The sequence below is a fragment of the Caballeronia sp. LZ016 genome (assembly GCF_031450805.1).
Taxonomy (GTDB): Bacteria; Pseudomonadota; Gammaproteobacteria; order Burkholderiales; family Burkholderiaceae; genus Caballeronia.
Window position 1 is genome coordinate 644,958 of the sequence record NZ_JARTVY010000001.1, and the last position, 16,796, is coordinate 661,753.

A 16,796-nucleotide genomic window follows, 5' to 3' on the forward strand; every position below is an offset into this window, starting at 1 on the left:
GACAAGAATATGACCGATCACACGATGCGTCTTTCCGGCCTCGAGCCGTTCAACGTCACCGACGGCTCGCTTTTCATCAACGTCGGCGAGCGCACGAACGTGACCGGCTCGAAGGCGTTCGCCCGCATGATCCTGAACGGCCAGTTCGACGAAGCCCTGGCCGTTGCCCGCCAGCAGGTCGAGAACGGCGCGCAGGTCATCGACATCAATATGGACGAGGCCATGCTCGATTCGAAAGCCGCCATGGTGCGCTTTCTGAATCTGATCGCGTCGGAGCCGGACATCGCCCGCGTGCCGATCATGATCGACTCGTCGAAGTTCGAGGTGATCGAAGCGGGCCTGAAGTGCGTGCAGGGCAAAGCCATCGTCAATTCCATCTCGCTGAAGGAAGGCGAAGACGCGTTCCGTCATCACGCGAACCTGATCCGGCGTTACGGCGCGGCCGCCGTCGTCATGGCCTTCGACGAGCAAGGCCAGGCCGATACCTTCGAGCGCAAGACGCAAATCTGCAAGCGCTCCTACGACATCCTCGTGAACGAAGTCGGCTTCGCGCCCGAAGACATCATCTTCGACCCGAACATCTTCGCCATCGCGACGGGCATCGAAGAGCACAACAATTACGCAGTCGATTTCATCAACGCCACCCGCTGGATCAAGCAGAACCTGCCGCACGCGAAAGTGAGCGGCGGCGTCTCCAACGTGTCGTTCTCGTTCCGGGGCAACGATCCGGTGCGCGAAGCCATCCACACCGTGTTCCTGTATCACGCGATTCAGGCCGGCATGGACATGGGCATCGTCAATGCGGGGCAACTCGGCGTCTATGCCGATCTCGACGCCGAACTGCGCGAGCGCGTGGAAGATGTCGTGCTCAATCGCCGCGACGACGCGACCGACCGTCTGCTCGAAATCGCCGACAAGTTCAAGACCGGCGCAGCGAAGAAAGAAGAGAACCTCGAGTGGCGCAACCAGCCGGTGGAGCAGCGGCTTTCGCATGCGCTCGTGCACGGCATCACGAACTTCATCGTCGAAGATACCGAGGAAGTGCGCGCGAAAATCGAAGCCGCTGGCGGCCGGCCGATCAACGTGATCGAAGGTCCGTTGATGGACGGCATGAACATCGTCGGCGACCTGTTCGGCGCGGGCAAGATGTTCCTCCCGCAAGTCGTGAAGTCGGCCCGCGTGATGAAGCAGGCGGTGGCGCACCTCATTCCGTTCATCGAAGAAGAGAAGAAGCGCATGGCGGATGCCGGCGCGGACGTGCGCTCGAAAGGCAAGATCGTCATCGCGACCGTCAAGGGCGATGTGCACGACATCGGCAAGAACATCGTGTCGGTGGTGCTCCAGTGCAACAACTTCGAAGTCGTCAACATGGGCGTGATGGTGCCCTGCGCGACCATCCTCCAGAAGGCGAAGGAAGAAGGCGCGGATATCATCGGTCTGTCGGGGCTCATCACGCCGAGCCTCGAAGAGATGGCTTACGTCGCGTCCGAAATGCAGCGCGACGAATATTTCCGCAGCAAGCAAACGCCGCTTCTGATCGGCGGCGCGACGACCTCGCGCGTGCATACCGCCGTGAAAATCGCGCCAAACTACGAAGGGCCGGTGGTCTATGTGCCGGATGCGTCGCGTTCGGTGTCGGTGGCGTCGAGCCTGTTGTCGGACCAAGGCGCGGCCCGCTATCTCGACGAACTCAAGAGCGATTACGAGCGCATCCGCAATCAGCACGCGAACAAGAAAGCGCAGCCGATGGTCACTTACGCCGAAGCGCGCGCGAACAAGACGAAGATCGACTGGAACGCGTACACGCCGAAGAAGCCGAGCTTCATCGGTCGGCGCGTGTTCAAGAACTATGACCTCGCGGAACTGGCGAACTATATCGACTGGGCGCCATTCTTCCAGACCTGGGACCTCGCCGGCCCGTATCCCGCCATTCTGAACGACGAGATCGTCGGCGAATCGGCGCGGCGCGTGTTCTCGGACGGCAAGTCGATGCTTTCGCGCATCATCCAGGGCCGATGGCTGACGGCGAACGGCGTCGTCATGCTGCTGCCGGCCAACACGGTCAATGACGACGACATCGAGATCTACACGGACGAATCCCGCTCGCAAGTGGCGATGACATGGCGCAACCTGCGTCAGCAGAGCGTGCGTCCCGTCGTCGACGGCGTGATGCGCCCGAACCGCTCGCTGGCGGATTTCATCGCGCCGAAGGAATCGGGCGTGAAAGACTACATCGGTCTGTTCGCGGTGACGGCCGGACTCGGTGTCGACAAGAAGGAGAAACAGTTCGAAGCCGACCACGACGACTACAGCGCGATCATGCTGAAGGCGCTCGCGGATCGTTTCGCGGAAGCATTCGCCGAAGCCCTGCATGCGCGCGTGCGCCGCGAACTGTGGGGTTACGCAGCGAACGAAACGCTCGACAACGACGCGATGATCGCGGAACAGTACGTGGGCATTCGTCCGGCGCCCGGCTATCCGGCGTGTCCGGATCACCTCGTCAAGCGCGACATGTTCGAAGTGCTCCAGGCGGACGAACTCGGCATGAGCCTCACGGAATCGCTCGCAATGTTGCCGGCCGCGAGCGTGTCGGGCTTTTATCTGGCGCATCCGGACAGCACGTACTTCTCGGTCGGCAAGATCGGTGACGACCAGGTGCAGAGTTTCGCTGAACGCATGGCGATATCGTCGTCGGATGCGCAACGGGCGCTCGCTCCGCTTCGCTGATTGCGCACACGCAACATATCCCGCGCCTGATAGCCGGAAACAGGCAGGCTTTCGGCGGGAATATTTTGATTTCCGTAGACTTGTAGCCGCGATAGGCCGTCACGATGACGGCCACGCATTCTTTTCGTCACGGAGAAAGTCGCATGAAGAAGATGACGTCCGCCATAGCCGTTTCGATCGCCGCGGCTGTGTTCGCAGCGTCCGGTTCGGCTGCCTTCGCACAGGCCAGCAGCACGGAGGCTTCGTCCTACTCGCCGCCACAAACGGAGCACAAGAAGAAGCCGAAGAAGGCAAAGAAGCCGACGACGGCCAAACCGGCGCCCGCGGAAGGCGGCCAGTCGCAGTAAGCGCCCGCTTCACAGCAGAAAAAAAAGAAAACCCGCATCGCCGTTGCCGATGCGGGTTTTTTCGAACGTCAGGCGCTTCTCAACGAGGCTTACACACCCCAGAGAATGTCCTTGTTCTCTTTCTGCGCGAGCCGCAGCATGTCGAGAAACGGGTAGGCGCGCTGCGCGAGTCCGATGGGGATCTCATGCGGGTCGTGACCGGCCTCGCCTTCGTGGAAATGTCCGTCGTGCTCGGCACGTTCTCGCTTGTCGGTCACGATGGCCGCTTCGAGCTTCTGAATGGCGGCGGGCAGTTCTTCCTGCGTAATGACGCCACGTTCCGTCAGCGGCTTGCCGATGATGCCGAGCAGATACTCCGCGAGGTTATCGAGCATCATGACATCGGGTGCAGCCATGGTCTTGAATGTAATCAGCATGGGAAGGTCCTTTTCCTTTTGTTGGATGACAGCCGGTCTTCGATGCAAACCTTGTTGCAAGCGCGCCGACGAGCCTGTTCTTCGCTGACAGCCACCCTCTTTAGACAGTTTAGCATTTGCTAAACTCCCGGTTTAGCAATGTCTCACGCCCGAATCGCGCGTGCTTTCGCGTCGTTTCGCGCGGCTTTTCACTCGCGGTAGGCCTTGACGCCGCGTCGCACGGCGTGTCGCTTCGCCTTCATCCATCGCATCCGCATCCGCTTCACTGGATCACATTCAGCATGCTGCCCGCACACAAAGAAATCCTGGAAACGCTCCTCTCCGACGCGGTCAAGCAGGTCGCGCAATCCACGCAAGGCGCCACCGAAGCCGCCTTCGTCGCGCCCGCGATCGTCCTCGAACGGCCGAAGGTCGCGGCTCACGGCGACGTGGCGTCCAATGTCGCGATGCAGCTCGCGAAGCCGCTGCGCGCGAATCCGCGCCAGCTCGCCCAGCAGATCGTCGATGCCGTCCTCGCGCATCCGCTGGCGAAGGGTCTGGTCGAGAGCGCCGAGGTCGCCGGTCCAGGCTTCATCAATCTGCGTCTCGCCGCGAAGGCCAAGCAAGACGTGATCCCGGCGGTACTGAAGGAAGCCGCCGCGTTCGGCCGCTCGACGCGTGACGCGGGCAGGCACGTGCTCGTCGAATTCGTATCGGCGAATCCGACGGGACCGTTGCACGTCGGCCACGGCCGTCAGGCCGCCCTCGGCGACGCGCTTTCGAACCTGCTCGCGACGCAGGGCTACGATGTGCATCGCGAGTTCTATTACAACGACGCGGGCGTGCAAATCGGCAATCTCGCGATTTCGACGCAGGCGCGCGCCCGCGGCTTCAAGCCCGGCGACGCCGAGTGGCCGGAAGCGGCGTACAACGGCGAATACATCGCGGATATCGCGCGCGACTACATGGCGGGCGCGACCGTCGCGGCGAAGGACGGCGAGCCGGTCAAGGGCCGCGGCGACGTCGAAGATCTCGAAGCCATCCGCACGTTCGCGGTCGCTTATCTGCGTCACGAACAGGACATGGACCTGACCGCGTTCGGCGTGAAGTTCGATCAGTTCTATCTCGAGTCGTCGCTGTACAAGGAAGGGCGCGTCGAAGAGACGGTGCAGGCGCTGATCGATGCCGGCAGGACCTACGAGCAGGACGGCGCGCTCTGGCTGCGCACCACCGACGACGGCGACGACAAGGACCGCGTGATGCGCAAGTCCGACGGCACCTACACCTACTTCGTGCCGGATGTCGCCTATCACGTCACCAAGTGGCGGCGCGGCTTCACGAAGGTCATCAACATTCAGGGCTCCGACCATCACGGCACGATCGCGCGCGTGCGCGCCGGCTTGCAAGGGCTCGGCATCGGCATTCCGAAGGGCTATCCCGATTACGTGCTGCACAAGATGGTGACCGTCATGCGCGACGGCCAGGAAGTGAAAATTTCGAAGCGGGCGGGCAGCTACGTCACCGTGCGCGATCTGATCGAATGGTCGGGCGGCATGACGCCGGGCAGCGAAGCCGCGCCCGATCAACTGGATGCCGACATGATCCGCCGCGGCCGCGACGCCGTGCGCTTCTTCCTGATCTCGCGCAAGGCGGACACCGAGTTCGTGTTCGACATCGACCTCGCGCTCAAGCAGAACGACGAGAATCCGGTGTACTACGTGCAATACGCGCACGCACGCATCTGCACGATCCTGAGCGACTGGAAGGACCGCTACGCAGGCGACATCGCGCAGGCCGCGAATGCCGATCTCTCGCCGCTCGCCAGCGATCGCGCGATGGCGCTGCTCAACAAGCTCGCCGAGTTTCCGGAGATGCTCGCGCACGCCGCCGACGAACTCGCGCCGCACGCCGTCGCGTTCTATCTGCGCGACCTCGCTGGCGAATTTCACTCGTTCTACAATGCCGAGCGCGTGCTGGTGGACGACGAAAAAGAGCGCACCGCGCGCATCGCACTGCTCGCGGCCACGCGTCAGGTGCTCGAGAACGGTCTGGCCACCATCGGCGTGTCCGCGCCGCAGAAGATGTAGGCGCATTTCCGAGCCTCCGCGCGCGCCTGTAACTTTGTGACTCTTCGGCGTGCGCGGACGCCAGCATGGCGCGGGCTCGCATGACGCGACCGCTATAATCGTCGGCCAACTCGAAGACTTTTTGCAGGTGATTCATACGATGGCAAAACCACGCCGCACGTCGAAGCAGTCGCAATCGAAGCAAACGGGGGGAACCTTTCTCGGCATCGTGCTGGGTCTGATCGTCGGACTCGCGATCGCCGTGATCGTCGCGCTGTACATCACCCGCGCCCCGACGCCGTTCGTGGCGAAGGTCGCGCCGCCGGCATCGGATACCTCCTCCGCGCCCGCTGCGCAGCCGTACGACCCGAACCGTCCGCTGCAAGGCAAGACGCCCGGTCAGCCGGTGCCGCAAGCCGCGCAACCCACGCCTCCGAACACCGCTCCCGGCCAGAGCAACAACCAGACGCAGTCGTCGGGCGTGCTCGACGAACCGCAGATCGTCGAAGTGCCGCCCACTATTGGCCCGACGGCGTCCGCGCCGAAAAGCGGCAGCGCGGCCATCGTGAAGAAGCCCGAGCCGGCTCCCGGCACGAACGGCACCACGCCGCCGACCGCCGCCACGCCGCCGAAGGCCGGCAGCGCCCCGCCCGCCACCGCGAAGACCACGCCGCCCGCTCCGGGCGATGTGAACACCGGCTATTTCCTGCAAGTCGGCGCATACAAGACCCAGTCCGATGCGGAGCAGCAGCGTGCGCGTCTCGGCTTCCAGGGCTTCGAATCGAAGGTCACGCAGCGTGACGCCGGCGGCGTGACGTACTATCGCGTGCGTATCGGACCGTTCGCGAAGTTCGAGGACATGAACACGGCGCGCCAGCGCCTGTCCGATGCGGGCGTCGACACCGCCGTGATCCGCTTCTCGAAGCAATAAGCCGTACAGGCATGACCTCGCCCGCGCCGCCGCACGACGGCGCGGGGAGACGAAGCGCGGCGCGCAGCCTTAAGCCTGGTTTAAGCGTCGTATGTCCCACTTATGGCCTTTTACGCGGCTGCTACGTTGCCCTCACTTGCTCCTTCGCTCTCTTTCCGATCATGAAAAAACTGTTTAGCGCCTTCGCCCTTTCCCTCGGCATCGCCGCCGCGTCGTTGAGCATCGCGGACGTGGCGTCCGCCGCTCCCGCCGCAGGCAAGGACTACACGGTGCTGCAGGCCCCGCAGCCGGCGGGCGCCGAGGCAGGCAAGATCGAAGTCATCGAATTCTTCTGGTACGGCTGCCCGCACTGCAACGAATTCGAGCCGTATATCGAGGCGTGGGAGAAGAAGCAGGGCCCGGACGTCGTATTCAAGCGCGTGCCGGTGGCGTTCCGCGACGACTTCATCCCGCATTCGAAGATGTATCACGCGCTCGTCGCGCTCGGCGTCGCGGAGAAGGTCACGCCGGCCGTCTTCAACGAAATACACGTGAAGAAAAACTATCTGATGACGCCCGAAGCGCAGGCGACCTTCCTCGCGACGCAAGGTGTCGACAAGAAGAAGTATCTGGACGCGTACAACTCGTTCTCGACGCAAAGCGACGTCAAGCGCGACGCCAAGCTGCAGCAGGACTACAAGATCGACGGCGTGCCGACGGTCGTCGTGCAGGGCAAGTACGTCACGGGTCCGGCGCAGACGAACAGCCTGCAAGGCACGACGCAGGTGATGGACTACCTTGTTCAGCAAGTGCGCGCCAAGAAAATGTAACTACGCAAGGCCGGTATGAATGCAGTCCCGTTGAAGGTTTTCATTACCGGCGCGTCGAGTGGAATCGGTCAGGCACTGGCCGAGGAATACGTGAAGCGCGGGGCCGTGGTCGGCCTCGTCGCCCGACGCGCCGAGTCTCTCGCAGCATTGGCCGCGCGCCATCCCGAAGCATCCCTCTTCCTTTATCCCGCCGATGTCCGCGATCCCGAAGCAATCGCCGATGCCGCGCGCCGCTTCATCGCCGAGCACGGCACGCCGGACATCGTGATCGCGAATGCGGGCATCAGCCAGGGCGCGCTCACCGGCCACGGCGAGCTCGAGACGTTTCGCGCGGTGATGGACGTCAATTATTTCGGCATGGTCGCGACGTTCGAGCCGTTCGTCGCGTCGATGACGGCGGCGCGGCGCGGCACGCTCGTCGGCATTGCGAGCGTCGCCGGCGTGCGCGGGTTGCCGGGATCGGGCGCATATAGCGCGTCGAAATCCGCCGCGGCGAAGTATCTCGAGTCGTTGCGCGTGGAAATGAGACCGCAGGGCGTCGCGGTCGTCACCATTGCGCCGGGCTACGTGCGTACCGAGATGACGGCGCACAATCCGTATCGCATGCCGTTCCTGATGGACGCCGACCGCTTCGCCGCAAAAACCGCCGATGCGATCGCCCGCAAAGTGCGCTACGCGACGTTCCCGTGGCAGATGCGCATCGTCGGCATGTTGCTGCATGTGCTGCCGCGCTGGCTCTACGACGCGGCCTTCGAGCGCGCGCCGCGCAAACCGCGCGCGGGCAATTGAACGGCGCGTAAAAAAATCCGGCCAGAATGGCCGGATTTTTTTTGTCCGCTGCGGGCTGGCCGGCTCGATCGGAAGCCGCCCAGTCCGCGGGATCAGAACGCCACGTACGGCCCGCTGTTCGGCAAGTCGTATCCGACGTACACGTGCCGTCCGAAGAAGAACGGCAAGCCGAAATCGAAATAGCCGCTCATTCCGAGCTGACCCGCGAGGCTGTTGAACGCGTACTTGCCGCCGCCCGACGTCAGCGTGCGCGCGCTGACGACGCTGAACGGCACCGTCGCCGTATTGCCTTCGCTGCCCTTCACCGTCGCTGAAAGCGACTGCTCCGAGCTCGGGCAATAAAACACGCTCGAACTGGAACACAGCGGGAAGTTGTCCTGGAAGAAGAGGCCGTTCGATCCCGAATCGAAGAACGTCTGAAGCGTCGCGCCCTTGTACGTCCCGGTGAGGTCGCCGTAGGTATCGGTGCCGAGCTTCGTCACGCCGGTAAGCGCGTTGTTGCTCTGCGTGCCGATGCCGAACACCAGCGTGCCGCTCGCGCTGGCCGCGCCGGTATCGGGAACCGGCGGCAACTGCAGGATCACGCCGTTGTTGTTCACCGAGAACTTCCTGACCGGATTGGTGACTTGCTGCGCCACCGGCACGACCGTCCCCGTGCAGTTCGTGCCGTTCGCGCACGAGAAGTACATGCTGTTGAGCGCGGTCGTTGCGCAGTTGGTGCCGCAATCGTAAGTCGCCGGTCCGATACCGAGAATGCCGTTCGCGCCGATATCGGCGGTGGAGTTCTCGTCGTTGCCGGACGGACAGCCGTTCATGCCCGTTGGCGCCGCCGATGCATCGAGATCGCCGATGATCTGCACCGGCACCGCGCTCGCCACTTCCGAGCCCATGCGGACGTCCGCCTGCCGGATCGTGCCCCACGTATAGCCGTCCGCGAAACCGGCGCATTCGGCAAGCTGCCCGCCGTTCGCCGCCTGCACCGTCGGCAGGCTGCCGAGGACCGACTGCGCCGCCGAATTCAGGATGCGCAGCCCGAAGGAGGCGGTATCGAGCTGAATGTGATCGATGGTCTGACAGACGTTGGTGCCGGGCGCGCACACCGTCACGGAGACGTTGGGGATGTTGACGAAATTGGCGACGCCCGCGTCGACGGTGATCGGCACGGCGTTCGTGCCGTTCGGGGCGATGGGCTGTGCGCTCGCCGCGCTGGACGAGCCGCCGCCCGAGCCTGAACCGCCCGAGGAGCCGCCGTTCGAGCTGGAATGATCGTCGCCGCCGCCGCATGCGGCAAGCGTCAGCGCGAGAAACAGTGCGCTGAACCAGCGGACTGTATTGCCGGCGCGCGATGAGGAAGCCGCACCGGGGCCGAGTGTCGTTCTACGCATGTCGGATTCTCCGGTCGCTTACTGAATGTCGCTGGCGGACACGCCGGCGGGCAAAGACTGCGGCAGGTACGCGCTTCCCGCGAACGAGCCCATATGGCCGCCGGAATTCACGACGAGGCCGGGGTCCTGGACGCTTACCGGGCCGCGCCCGCCGCGGGCGGTGCGCTGCGCGAGCAGGCCTTGCTGATACTGCGGGAAGTAGCTGCCGAGCAGCGTCGCGAGGTCCGGCATGCGCGGCCCGCGCCATGCGATGCCGAACACCGTGCCAGCCGACGATACGTATTCGTTGACGACCGTTCCGCTCGCGAGCGTGGTCGTGCGGACGGTGTAGTCGGATGCAGCCGATGCCGATGCGCCCGATGCGGCGGCATGCACGACCGCCTTCGCGGTGGTCGCACCTTGCGGCGCGCTCAGCGGATCGCCGCCGAGTCCGGCGTGCGCGGGCACGACGGCGCATACGCCGACCACGCCCGCAATCAAGGCCAACGACGCCTTGAGATGCCCATGACGAGCTTGCTTCAGTGCCTTCACTGGGCCTCCTGTCTGTCCTGTGAATGTGTGCCTTGCGCAGCCTTCGAAGGCCGCGCGGGCGTCTCATTGTCGCGGCGCTTTCGCCGCTTTCGCGCGCACCGGTATGGACGCTCTAGCCATCAGTATGCCAAACCCGCGAAAACGAGTGCCGGCAGGCATCAGAGATGCGGCGGATGAGAGTGGAATCGTAAGACAGGGAAAAGTTCCGTGTCGATCGATGCTTTGCGAAACGCAAGCATCCACGGAACGGACAGGCGCGACGAAGCGGAACGCATCGAACGATGCGCTCCGCTTAGCGTCGTTGCGGCCGGCAGGACGTCTCAGAATCCGAGGCTGGCGAGCAGATCGTCGACCTGCGACTGATCCTGCACGACGTCGCTGCGTCCTTGCGGGTTGATCTGCGGGCCGTTGAGCAGCGATTCCGGGCTGCCGCTCGCCGACACCAGCGCCGCCGCCGATGCGGCGAACTGCTCGCGGCGCTCCGGCGCGATGTTTTCCAGGAGAACGCCCAGCAATTGCTGCTCGATCAGATGCACGACGTCCGTGATCTTCTTGATGACCTGCCCCGTCAAGTCCTGGAAGTCCTGCGCGAGCATGATCTCCAGCAGTTGCGCGTTGGTCGCCTGCGTCTTCTCCGGCACGCCTTGCAGAAAACTGCGCGTCTGCGCGAGCAGTTCCGCCGCTTCGCCCTGCGCGAGCGGCGCGCCGTACCATTGCGCCCAGCGCGCGTCGAGCGCCTGCGCTTCGGCCTGCATCGCTTCCTGCATCGGCTTTGCGAGTTCGATCGCATTGAGCGCGCGATCCGCCGCCTGCTCGGTCATCGTCGCGACATACTTCAGGCGATCGCGGGCGTCGGGCACGGCTTCCGCCGCCGCTTCGAGCTGCTTGTCGAGCCCGAGCTCGCGCATCGAGTCGCGCAGCGTCCGCGTCAACTGGCCGATGCGCGCGAGAATGCGGTCGCTCGACTGATCGCCGTCACTCTCGACACTTGCCGCAGCGAATTCAGTGGTCAGATCGTTCACGATCAGCTCCCGGTTTTGGCCATCTTCTCGAGAATCTTGGTGAGCTTCTCGTCGAGCGTGGCAGCCGTGAACGGCTTCACCACATAACCATTCGCGCCCGCCTGCGCCGCCGCGATGATGTTCTCCTTCTTCGATTCCGCCGTCACCATCAGCACCGGCAGATGCGACAGCGCCGCGTCCGCGCGAATCTGCTGCAGCATCGAGAGGCCGTCGAGGTTCGGCATGTTCCAGTCGGAAATCACGAAGTCGAAGCCGCCGCCACGCAGACGCGCAAGACCCGCCGCGCCGTCTTCCGCTTCGTCGACGTTCGAATAGCCGAGTTCCTTCAGCAGATTGCGCACGATACGACGCATCGTCGGAAAATCGTCGACGACGAGGATCTTCATGTTCTTGTCCATCACTACTCCCTTGTGTTCTTCAACGCGGCGACGCCGCACATTCAATCGAAAAAATCAGACGCGCTGTACGCGGTCGCCCATCGACGCCAGCCGCGCCATCACGCGGCGGCTCATTTCAGACAGCGGCGCGATTTCGCTCGCGCCGCCCATTGCAATCGCTTCGCGCGGCATGCCGAACACCACGCAACTCGCTTCGTCCTGTGCGAGCGTGTACGCGCCCGCCTGCTGCATCTCGAGCAGGCCCGCCGCCCCGTCGCGGCCCATGCCGGTCAGGATCACGCCGATCGCGTTCTTGCCCGCGTGCTGCGCCGCCGAACGGAACAGCACATCCACCGACGGCCGATGCCGGTTCACCGGCGCCGCATCGGAAAGATGCGCGACGTAGTTCGCCCCGCTCCGCGCGAGCACGAGGTGCGCGTGGCCCGGCGCAATATACGCATGGCCCGGCAAGACGCGCTCGCCGTGCTCCGCTTCCTTCACCGCGATGCGGCACAGCCCGTTCAGGCGCTGCGCGAACGACTTCGTGAAGCCCGGCGGCATGTGCTGCGCGATCATCACGGCAGGCGCATCGGGCGGCAGCGGCACGAGCACTTCGCGGATCGCTTCCGTTCCGCCCGTCGATGCGCCGACGATTACGAGCTTCTCGGTCGAGACGAGCGGATTGTTCAGATGCGGCGATGCCTTCGGCGCGGCATGCGCCGATGCGGCGGCCACGTGCGTCGTTTGCCGCACGCGCGCCCGCGACGCCGCCCGCACCTTGTCGGCGAGTTTCTCGGCGTAGTCGAGCATGCCGTCGCGAATGCCCACCTTCGGCTTCGTCACGAAATCCACCGCGCCGAGTTCCAGCGCGCGCAGCGTGATTTCGTTGCCGCGCTCGGTCAGCGACGACACCATGACGACCGGCATCGGCCGCAGGCGCATCAGCTTCTCCAGGAAGTCGAGGCCGTCCATGCGCGGCATTTCGACATCGAGCGTCAGCACATCCGGGTTGTGCAGCTTGATCAGTTCACGCGCGACGAGCGGATCGGGCGCGGTCGCGCACACGTGCATGTCGGGCTGCGAGTTGATGATTTCCGTCATCAGACTGCGCACGAGCGCCGAGTCGTCGACGCACAGCACCTTGATCTTCGGGGTGTTCGGCGTGCCGTTCATGCTTCCTCCGTCGTCTTGATGCCGCGCAGAACGCTCGATGCGCCGAACAGTTCGACACGCGGCTTGCGCACCGTCGGGCTCGCAGCGCTTGCTGCATTCGCGCCGAAAAGCTCGACACGCGGCTTGCCCTTCGTGCGATCGACATTGAACAGTTCGACGCGCGCACGCGCTTTCGCGAGCCGGTCGGCGCGCTCTTCCGGCGTGCGCCTGACGAGCGCCTGCTCGCGTTCGACGACGACCGGATCGTGCTGCGTCTTCAGCTTCTTGACCATCACCTGGCCCGTGCGCGGCATGAACGCGACCTTGCGCGGATACATGCCCTGCAAGTCCTCGGCGACGATGCGAATCTTCTCCAGCGCGAGATAGCGGCGCACGAATTCCGAGTTGCGATCGCCGATGTTGATCGTCGTCATGCCCGCGAGCACCGCGCCGCCGCCGAATACCTTGGCTTCGAAACGCTCGCGCCGCCCGCCGCGCTTGATGAGTTCGTTGATGAGCACTTCCATCGCGTAGGCGCCGTAGCGCATCGAATCGGACGATGCGTGCGACGGATCGGAGCCGTCGTCGGGCAGCATGAAGTGATTCATTCCGCCGATGCCCGCCGTGCGGTCGTTGATGCACGCCGCCACGCACGAGCCGAGCACGGTCACGAGCACCATGTCCTCGCTCGTCATGTAGAACTCGTTCGGCAGGAGCTTCACGCCCGGCTTCTTGAAGTGGTTGTCGAAATACAGATTCGACGCGATCGGCAGCCCGCTCATGCCGGCTCTCCGGCGAGCACGCGCGCCGGCTTCGCCACCCCGGCCGGCTTCGTGTCGCGCGTCAGTTCGTAGACGGTCTGTCCGCGCAGCCTGAACGCCTGCGACACATACGTGAAGTTCTCCGAATGGCCCGCGAACAGCAGGCCGCCCGGCTTCATCAGCGGCTCGAAGCGCGAAAGCACCTGGCCTTGCGTCGGCTTGTCGAAGTAGATCATCACGTTGCGGCAGAAGATCGCGTCGAACGGACCTTTGACGTCGTAGCGCGCGTCGGTCAGGTTGACGCGGCCGAAGTTCACCATCGCGCGCAACTCCGGGCGCACTTTCACGAGCCCCGCTTGCGCGCCCTTGCCCTTCAGAAAAAAGCGCTTGAGACGCTCCACGGGCATCGCCTTCACCTGATCGAGCGAATACACGCCCGCATCGGCCCTGGCGAGCACCTGGCTGTCGATATCGCTCGCGTACACCGTGCAGTGACGCGCGGCCTGTTCGCCGAGTGCTTCGACGAGCGTCATCGCGATCGAATACGGCTCCTCGCCCGTCGATGCCGCCGAGCACCACACCGACACCGGCTGCTGCCGGCGCTTCGCGAAGTCCGCGAGGATCGGAAAGTGATGCGACTCGCGGAAGAACGCGGTGAGGTTGGTCGTCAGCGCGTTGACGAAGGCTTCCCACTCGGCGCTGTCGTCGTTGGATTCGAGACGGTCCAGATACTCCTTGAAGGTATCGAGACCGCATGCGCGCAGGCGGCGGGCGAGCCGGCTGTAGGCCATGTCGCGCTTGTGGTCCGACAGCGAGATGCCCGCGCGGCGATGAATCAGCTCGCGGATGCGGGCGAAGTCGGTCACGGTGAATTCGAAGTCGCGCTCGACTTCCGGACCGCGTATGCCCCCGGCGAGTTCGACGCGTGCCTTGTTTGCGTTCGGCGTTGCCATGATGATGTCTCGTGCTTTACTGGCGTCGTCATCGACGCTTGCCTGAGGCTTGCTCGACGCTCGCCTCTTTACCGCGCGCCGGGGTCGTTCGCTTGCTTGCCTTGCTGCAGCGGTGATGCCTCAGAAGGTTTCCCAGTCGCCGTCGTCGGCGGTGGCGGCCTTCGCGCGCGGCGCGTTTGCAGCCGGTGCGCTTGCTCGCGGCGCGGGTTTCGCGACGCTCGCGGGCTTGCTTGCATCGCGGCTCTTATCCTTGATAACGGCCGTATCCGCCGCGACGTTAGGCTCTTGCGAAACTTTTGCGGCGACCGGCGCTTTCACCGGCTTTGCGGCCGCGGCCGGCGCAGCAGCAGCCGACACCGGCTCCACGCGCGCCGGCTTCGTCGCAGGCGATGCCAGCCGCGACGCCGCCACGGATGCGCTCGGCCGCGCCGGCACCGCCGCGCCGTCGATGCGCCATTGCCCGACGACGCCCTTCAGCTGCCGCGTCTGCTCTTCGAGCGATGCGGCAGCCGCCGCCGCCTCTTCGACGAGCGCCGCGTTCTGCTGCGTCACGCTGTCCATCTGCGTGACGGCGCGATTGACCTGCTCGATGCCGTCGGACTGCTCTTCCGATGCCGCGCTGATCTCGCCCATGATGTCGGTCACGCGGCGCACCGCCTGGACGATCTCGCCCATGGTTTCGCCAGCGCGCGTGACGAGTTCCGAGCCGCTTTGCACCTTGTCGGCGGAATCGCCAATCAGCGCCTTGATTTCTTTCGCCGCCGCCGCGCTGCGTTGCGCGAGCGATCGCACTTCGCCCGCGACAACCGCGAAGCCGCGTCCTTCCTCGCCTGCGCGCGCCGCTTCGACCGCGGCGTTCAACGCGAGAATGTTGGTCTGGAACGCGATGCCTTCGATCACGCCGATGATGTCCACGACCTTGCTCGAACTCGACGCGATGGCGTTCATCGTATCGACGACCTGCTCGACGACCTGGCCGCCGCGCGACGCGATATCCGATGCGTTCACCGCGAGCTGGCTCGCCTGACGCGCGTTGTCCGCGTTCTGCTTCACCGTGCTCGTGAGTTCTTCCATGCTCGACGCCGTTTCCTGCAGCGACGCCGCCTGCTCTTCCGTGCGCTGCGACAGATCCGTGTTGCCGCTCGCGATTTCGTGCGCGCCGACATCGATCGATTCCGCGCCGCGATGCACCGCGCCGACCATCGTCGTGAGATTGGCGCGCATCTGTTCGATGCCCGCGAACAGACGCCCGATTTCGTTGTGGCTGTCCGAATGCGCGGCTCTCGTCAGGTCGCCGCGCGACATGCGCTCGAAGTGCTCGACGGCTTCGTTGATCGGCTTGACAATGAGCCCGCCGAGCGCGAAGCGCGTGCCGATCAGGATCAGCACGGACAAGCCGAGCAGCCCGCCGATGACGACGATCAGCGTCGCGTTTTCCGCCGATGCGCTCGCGCGGGATTGCTCCGCATGTTTCTGCTGGAACGCGACTGCGGCGGTCATGGCCTGATCGAACGCGACGAACATCGGGCTGATCTTCGTGTCGGCGATCGCGTGGTACGCGGCCATGTCGTTCGCGCGGATCGCGGCGAATTCCGGTTCGACGCCGGTTTTCATCAGCGCATCGTGCTGCGTGACGAGCGCATCGAGCGTCTCTTTCGGCAGCATCGGCTTGTTCGTGCCCAGGTACAGCTTCCAGTTCTCATCGCTCTTGTCGAGCAGATACTGGCCGCGGTCCAGGGCCTTCTTCGCTTCCGCCTCGTTGCCCGCTTCGGCGAGCGAGCGCACGCGATCCAGCGTGATGCGCGCGCGCAGCAGGTACGACGACGTTTCCGACAACGCGCGCATGGCGACCATGTCTTCCTGCGCGAGCGACGCAAGCGAGGCGCTCGCGGAACTCAGGCCGACGAGCGACAGCGCGCCGATGATGGCCGAACAACCGACGAACAACAGACCGACGAGCGTGAGCGTCGTGCGGATCGACAACTTCTTGAGCATGGCTTCTTTCCTTGGCCCGCGACGCGTGCGAGTGCTTTACTTACGCGGCGACGGAGTCGATCAACTCCATCTCGCGGCTGGTCATGAGCTTTTCGATATCCATCAGGATCAGCATGCGGCCATCCACCGTGCCGAGCCCGGTGAGATATTCCGACGTGAGCGTCGCGCCGAATTCCGGGGCGGGCATCACCTGCTCCTGCGTGAGCGTGAGCACGTCGGACACGCCGTCGACCACCATGCCGACCACGCGATGCGCGACGTTCAGGATGATGACGACCGTCTGGTTGTCGTACTCGACGCGGCCGAGATTGAACTTGATACGCATGTCCACGATCGGCACGATGATGCCGCGCAGATTGATCACGCCCTTGATGAACGCCGGCGCATTCGCAATGCGCGTGACGCTGTCGTAGCCGCGAATCTCCTGCACCTTCAGGATGTCGATGCCGTATTCCTCGGCGCCCAGCGTGAACACGAGGAATTCCTGTCCCGCTGCTTCGGCGTGCTGCGCATCGCGGCGCGAAAGAGCGGCTTGAGTCGATTGGATGTCTGCCAT

General features: G+C 64.4%; 16 protein-coding genes. 6 read left to right on the forward strand and 10 right to left on the reverse strand.

The window, feature by feature from the left end:
• Positions 1–9 precede the first annotated feature (9 nt).
• Positions 10–2,727, forward strand: a complete 2,718-nt coding sequence (metH, locus tag P9220_RS03045; protein ID WP_309763524.1) for a methionine synthase — start codon at positions 10–12, stop codon at positions 2,725–2,727.
• A gap of 143 nt (positions 2,728–2,870) precedes the next feature.
• Positions 2,871–3,074, forward strand: coding sequence for a hypothetical protein (locus P9220_RS03050; RefSeq protein WP_309763525.1), 204 nt, complete (start codon positions 2,871–2,873; stop codon positions 3,072–3,074).
• An 89-nt stretch (positions 3,075–3,163) separates the two neighbouring features.
• Here the strand turns inward: P9220_RS03050 and P9220_RS03055 are convergent, their stop codons facing one another.
• Positions 3,164–3,490 carry a DUF1840 domain-containing protein gene (locus P9220_RS03055; protein WP_309763526.1) on the reverse strand — a complete coding sequence of 109 codons (327 nt, stop codon included), beginning with the start codon at positions 3,488–3,490 and terminating at the stop codon, positions 3,164–3,166.
• 281 nt (positions 3,491–3,771) lie between these two features.
• On the opposite strand from P9220_RS03055, the gene argS reads away from it, so the two are divergent.
• From argS to P9220_RS03075, 4 genes are all read left to right on the forward strand, one after another.
• Positions 3,772–5,556: an arginine--tRNA ligase gene (gene argS, locus P9220_RS03060; protein ID WP_309763527.1), complete on the forward strand. Its 1,785-nt coding sequence runs from the start codon at positions 3,772–3,774 to the stop codon at positions 5,554–5,556.
• Between the two features lie 139 nt (positions 5,557–5,695).
• Positions 5,696–6,466 carry an SPOR domain-containing protein gene (locus P9220_RS03065; RefSeq protein WP_309763528.1) on the forward strand — a complete coding sequence of 257 codons (771 nt, stop codon included), beginning with the start codon at positions 5,696–5,698 and terminating at the stop codon, positions 6,464–6,466.
• Positions 6,467–6,627: 161 nt separating this feature from the next.
• Entirely contained in the window at positions 6,628–7,275 is a 648-nt protein-coding gene (locus tag P9220_RS03070) for a thiol:disulfide interchange protein DsbA/DsbL (RefSeq protein ID WP_309763529.1), read from the forward strand.
• Between the two features lie 15 nt (positions 7,276–7,290).
• Positions 7,291–8,064, forward strand: coding sequence for an SDR family oxidoreductase (locus tag P9220_RS03075; RefSeq protein WP_309763530.1), 774 nt, complete (start codon positions 7,291–7,293; stop codon positions 8,062–8,064).
• A gap of 92 nt (positions 8,065–8,156) precedes the next feature.
• On the opposite strand, the gene P9220_RS03080 is transcribed toward P9220_RS03075, so the two are convergent.
• The 9 genes from P9220_RS03080 to cheW form a co-directional block, all read right to left on the reverse strand.
• Positions 8,157–9,449, reverse strand: coding sequence for a DUF3443 domain-containing protein (locus P9220_RS03080; RefSeq protein ID WP_309763531.1), 1,293 nt, complete (start codon positions 9,447–9,449; stop codon positions 8,157–8,159).
• Positions 9,450–9,467: 18 nt separating this feature from the next.
• Positions 9,468–9,980 (reverse strand): DUF2844 domain-containing protein, encoded by a 513-nt coding sequence (locus P9220_RS03085; RefSeq protein ID WP_404980376.1) that lies wholly within the window; start codon positions 9,978–9,980, stop codon positions 9,468–9,470.
• A gap of 320 nt (positions 9,981–10,300) precedes the next feature.
• Positions 10,301–11,002: a protein phosphatase CheZ gene (cheZ, locus tag P9220_RS03090; RefSeq protein ID WP_309763532.1), complete on the reverse strand. Its 702-nt coding sequence runs from the start codon at positions 11,000–11,002 to the stop codon at positions 10,301–10,303.
• A gap of 2 nt (positions 11,003–11,004) precedes the next feature.
• Positions 11,005–11,400: a chemotaxis response regulator CheY gene (gene cheY / locus P9220_RS03095; protein ID WP_040053132.1), complete on the reverse strand. Its 396-nt coding sequence runs from the start codon at positions 11,398–11,400 to the stop codon at positions 11,005–11,007.
• Between the two features lie 54 nt (positions 11,401–11,454).
• Complete coding sequence (locus tag P9220_RS03100; protein WP_309763533.1) at positions 11,455–12,552, reverse strand: chemotaxis response regulator protein-glutamate methylesterase; 1,098 nt, start codon at positions 12,550–12,552, stop codon at positions 11,455–11,457.
• Positions 12,549–13,313: a chemoreceptor glutamine deamidase CheD gene (cheD, locus tag P9220_RS03105; RefSeq protein WP_309763534.1), complete on the reverse strand. Its 765-nt coding sequence runs from the start codon at positions 13,311–13,313 to the stop codon at positions 12,549–12,551. The genes P9220_RS03100 and cheD overlap by 4 nt, the downstream gene beginning before the upstream one ends.
• Positions 13,310–14,245, reverse strand: a complete 936-nt coding sequence (locus tag P9220_RS03110; protein ID WP_309763535.1) for a CheR family methyltransferase — start codon at positions 14,243–14,245, stop codon at positions 13,310–13,312. Before P9220_RS03110 ends, cheD begins: the two co-directional genes overlap by 4 nt.
• A gap of 120 nt (positions 14,246–14,365) precedes the next feature.
• Complete coding sequence (locus P9220_RS03115; protein ID WP_309763536.1) at positions 14,366–16,240, reverse strand: methyl-accepting chemotaxis protein; 1,875 nt, start codon at positions 16,238–16,240, stop codon at positions 14,366–14,368.
• A 40-nt stretch (positions 16,241–16,280) separates the two neighbouring features.
• Positions 16,281–16,796: a chemotaxis protein CheW gene (cheW, locus tag P9220_RS03120; protein ID WP_035967113.1), complete on the reverse strand. Its 516-nt coding sequence runs from the start codon at positions 16,794–16,796 to the stop codon at positions 16,281–16,283.

What these genes read in the sequence shown, in the direction of transcription:
- metH (WP_309763524.1), top strand. Translation starts at nt 10, where the DNA reads ATGACCGATCACACGATGCGTCTTTCCGGCCTCGAGCCGTTCAACGTC.
- P9220_RS03050 (WP_309763525.1), top strand. Translation starts at nt 2,871, where the DNA reads ATGAAGAAGATGACGTCCGCCATAGCCGTTTCGATCGCCGCGGCTGTG.
- P9220_RS03055 (WP_309763526.1), bottom strand. Translation starts at nt 3,490, where the DNA reads ATGCTGATTACATTCAAGACCATGGCTGCACCCGATGTCATGATGCTC.
- argS (WP_309763527.1), top strand. Translation starts at nt 3,772, where the DNA reads ATGCTGCCCGCACACAAAGAAATCCTGGAAACGCTCCTCTCCGACGCG.
- P9220_RS03065 (WP_309763528.1), top strand. Translation starts at nt 5,696, where the DNA reads ATGGCAAAACCACGCCGCACGTCGAAGCAGTCGCAATCGAAGCAAACG.
- P9220_RS03070 (WP_309763529.1), top strand. Translation starts at nt 6,628, where the DNA reads ATGAAAAAACTGTTTAGCGCCTTCGCCCTTTCCCTCGGCATCGCCGCC.
- P9220_RS03075 (WP_309763530.1), top strand. Translation starts at nt 7,291, where the DNA reads ATGAATGCAGTCCCGTTGAAGGTTTTCATTACCGGCGCGTCGAGTGGA.
- P9220_RS03080 (WP_309763531.1), bottom strand. Translation starts at nt 9,449, where the DNA reads ATGCGTAGAACGACACTCGGCCCCGGTGCGGCTTCCTCATCGCGCGCC.
- cheY (WP_040053132.1), bottom strand. Translation starts at nt 11,400, where the DNA reads ATGGACAAGAACATGAAGATCCTCGTCGTCGACGATTTTCCGACGATG.
- P9220_RS03100 (WP_309763533.1), bottom strand. Translation starts at nt 12,552, where the DNA reads ATGAACGGCACGCCGAACACCCCGAAGATCAAGGTGCTGTGCGTCGAC.
- cheD (WP_309763534.1), bottom strand. Translation starts at nt 13,313, where the DNA reads ATGAGCGGGCTGCCGATCGCGTCGAATCTGTATTTCGACAACCACTTC.
- P9220_RS03110 (WP_309763535.1), bottom strand. Translation starts at nt 14,245, where the DNA reads ATGGCAACGCCGAACGCAAACAAGGCACGCGTCGAACTCGCCGGGGGC.
- P9220_RS03115 (WP_309763536.1), bottom strand. Translation starts at nt 16,240, where the DNA reads ATGCTCAAGAAGTTGTCGATCCGCACGACGCTCACGCTCGTCGGTCTG.
- cheW (WP_035967113.1), bottom strand. Translation starts at nt 16,796, where the DNA reads ATGGCAGACATCCAATCGACTCAAGCCGCTCTTTCGCGCCGCGATGCG.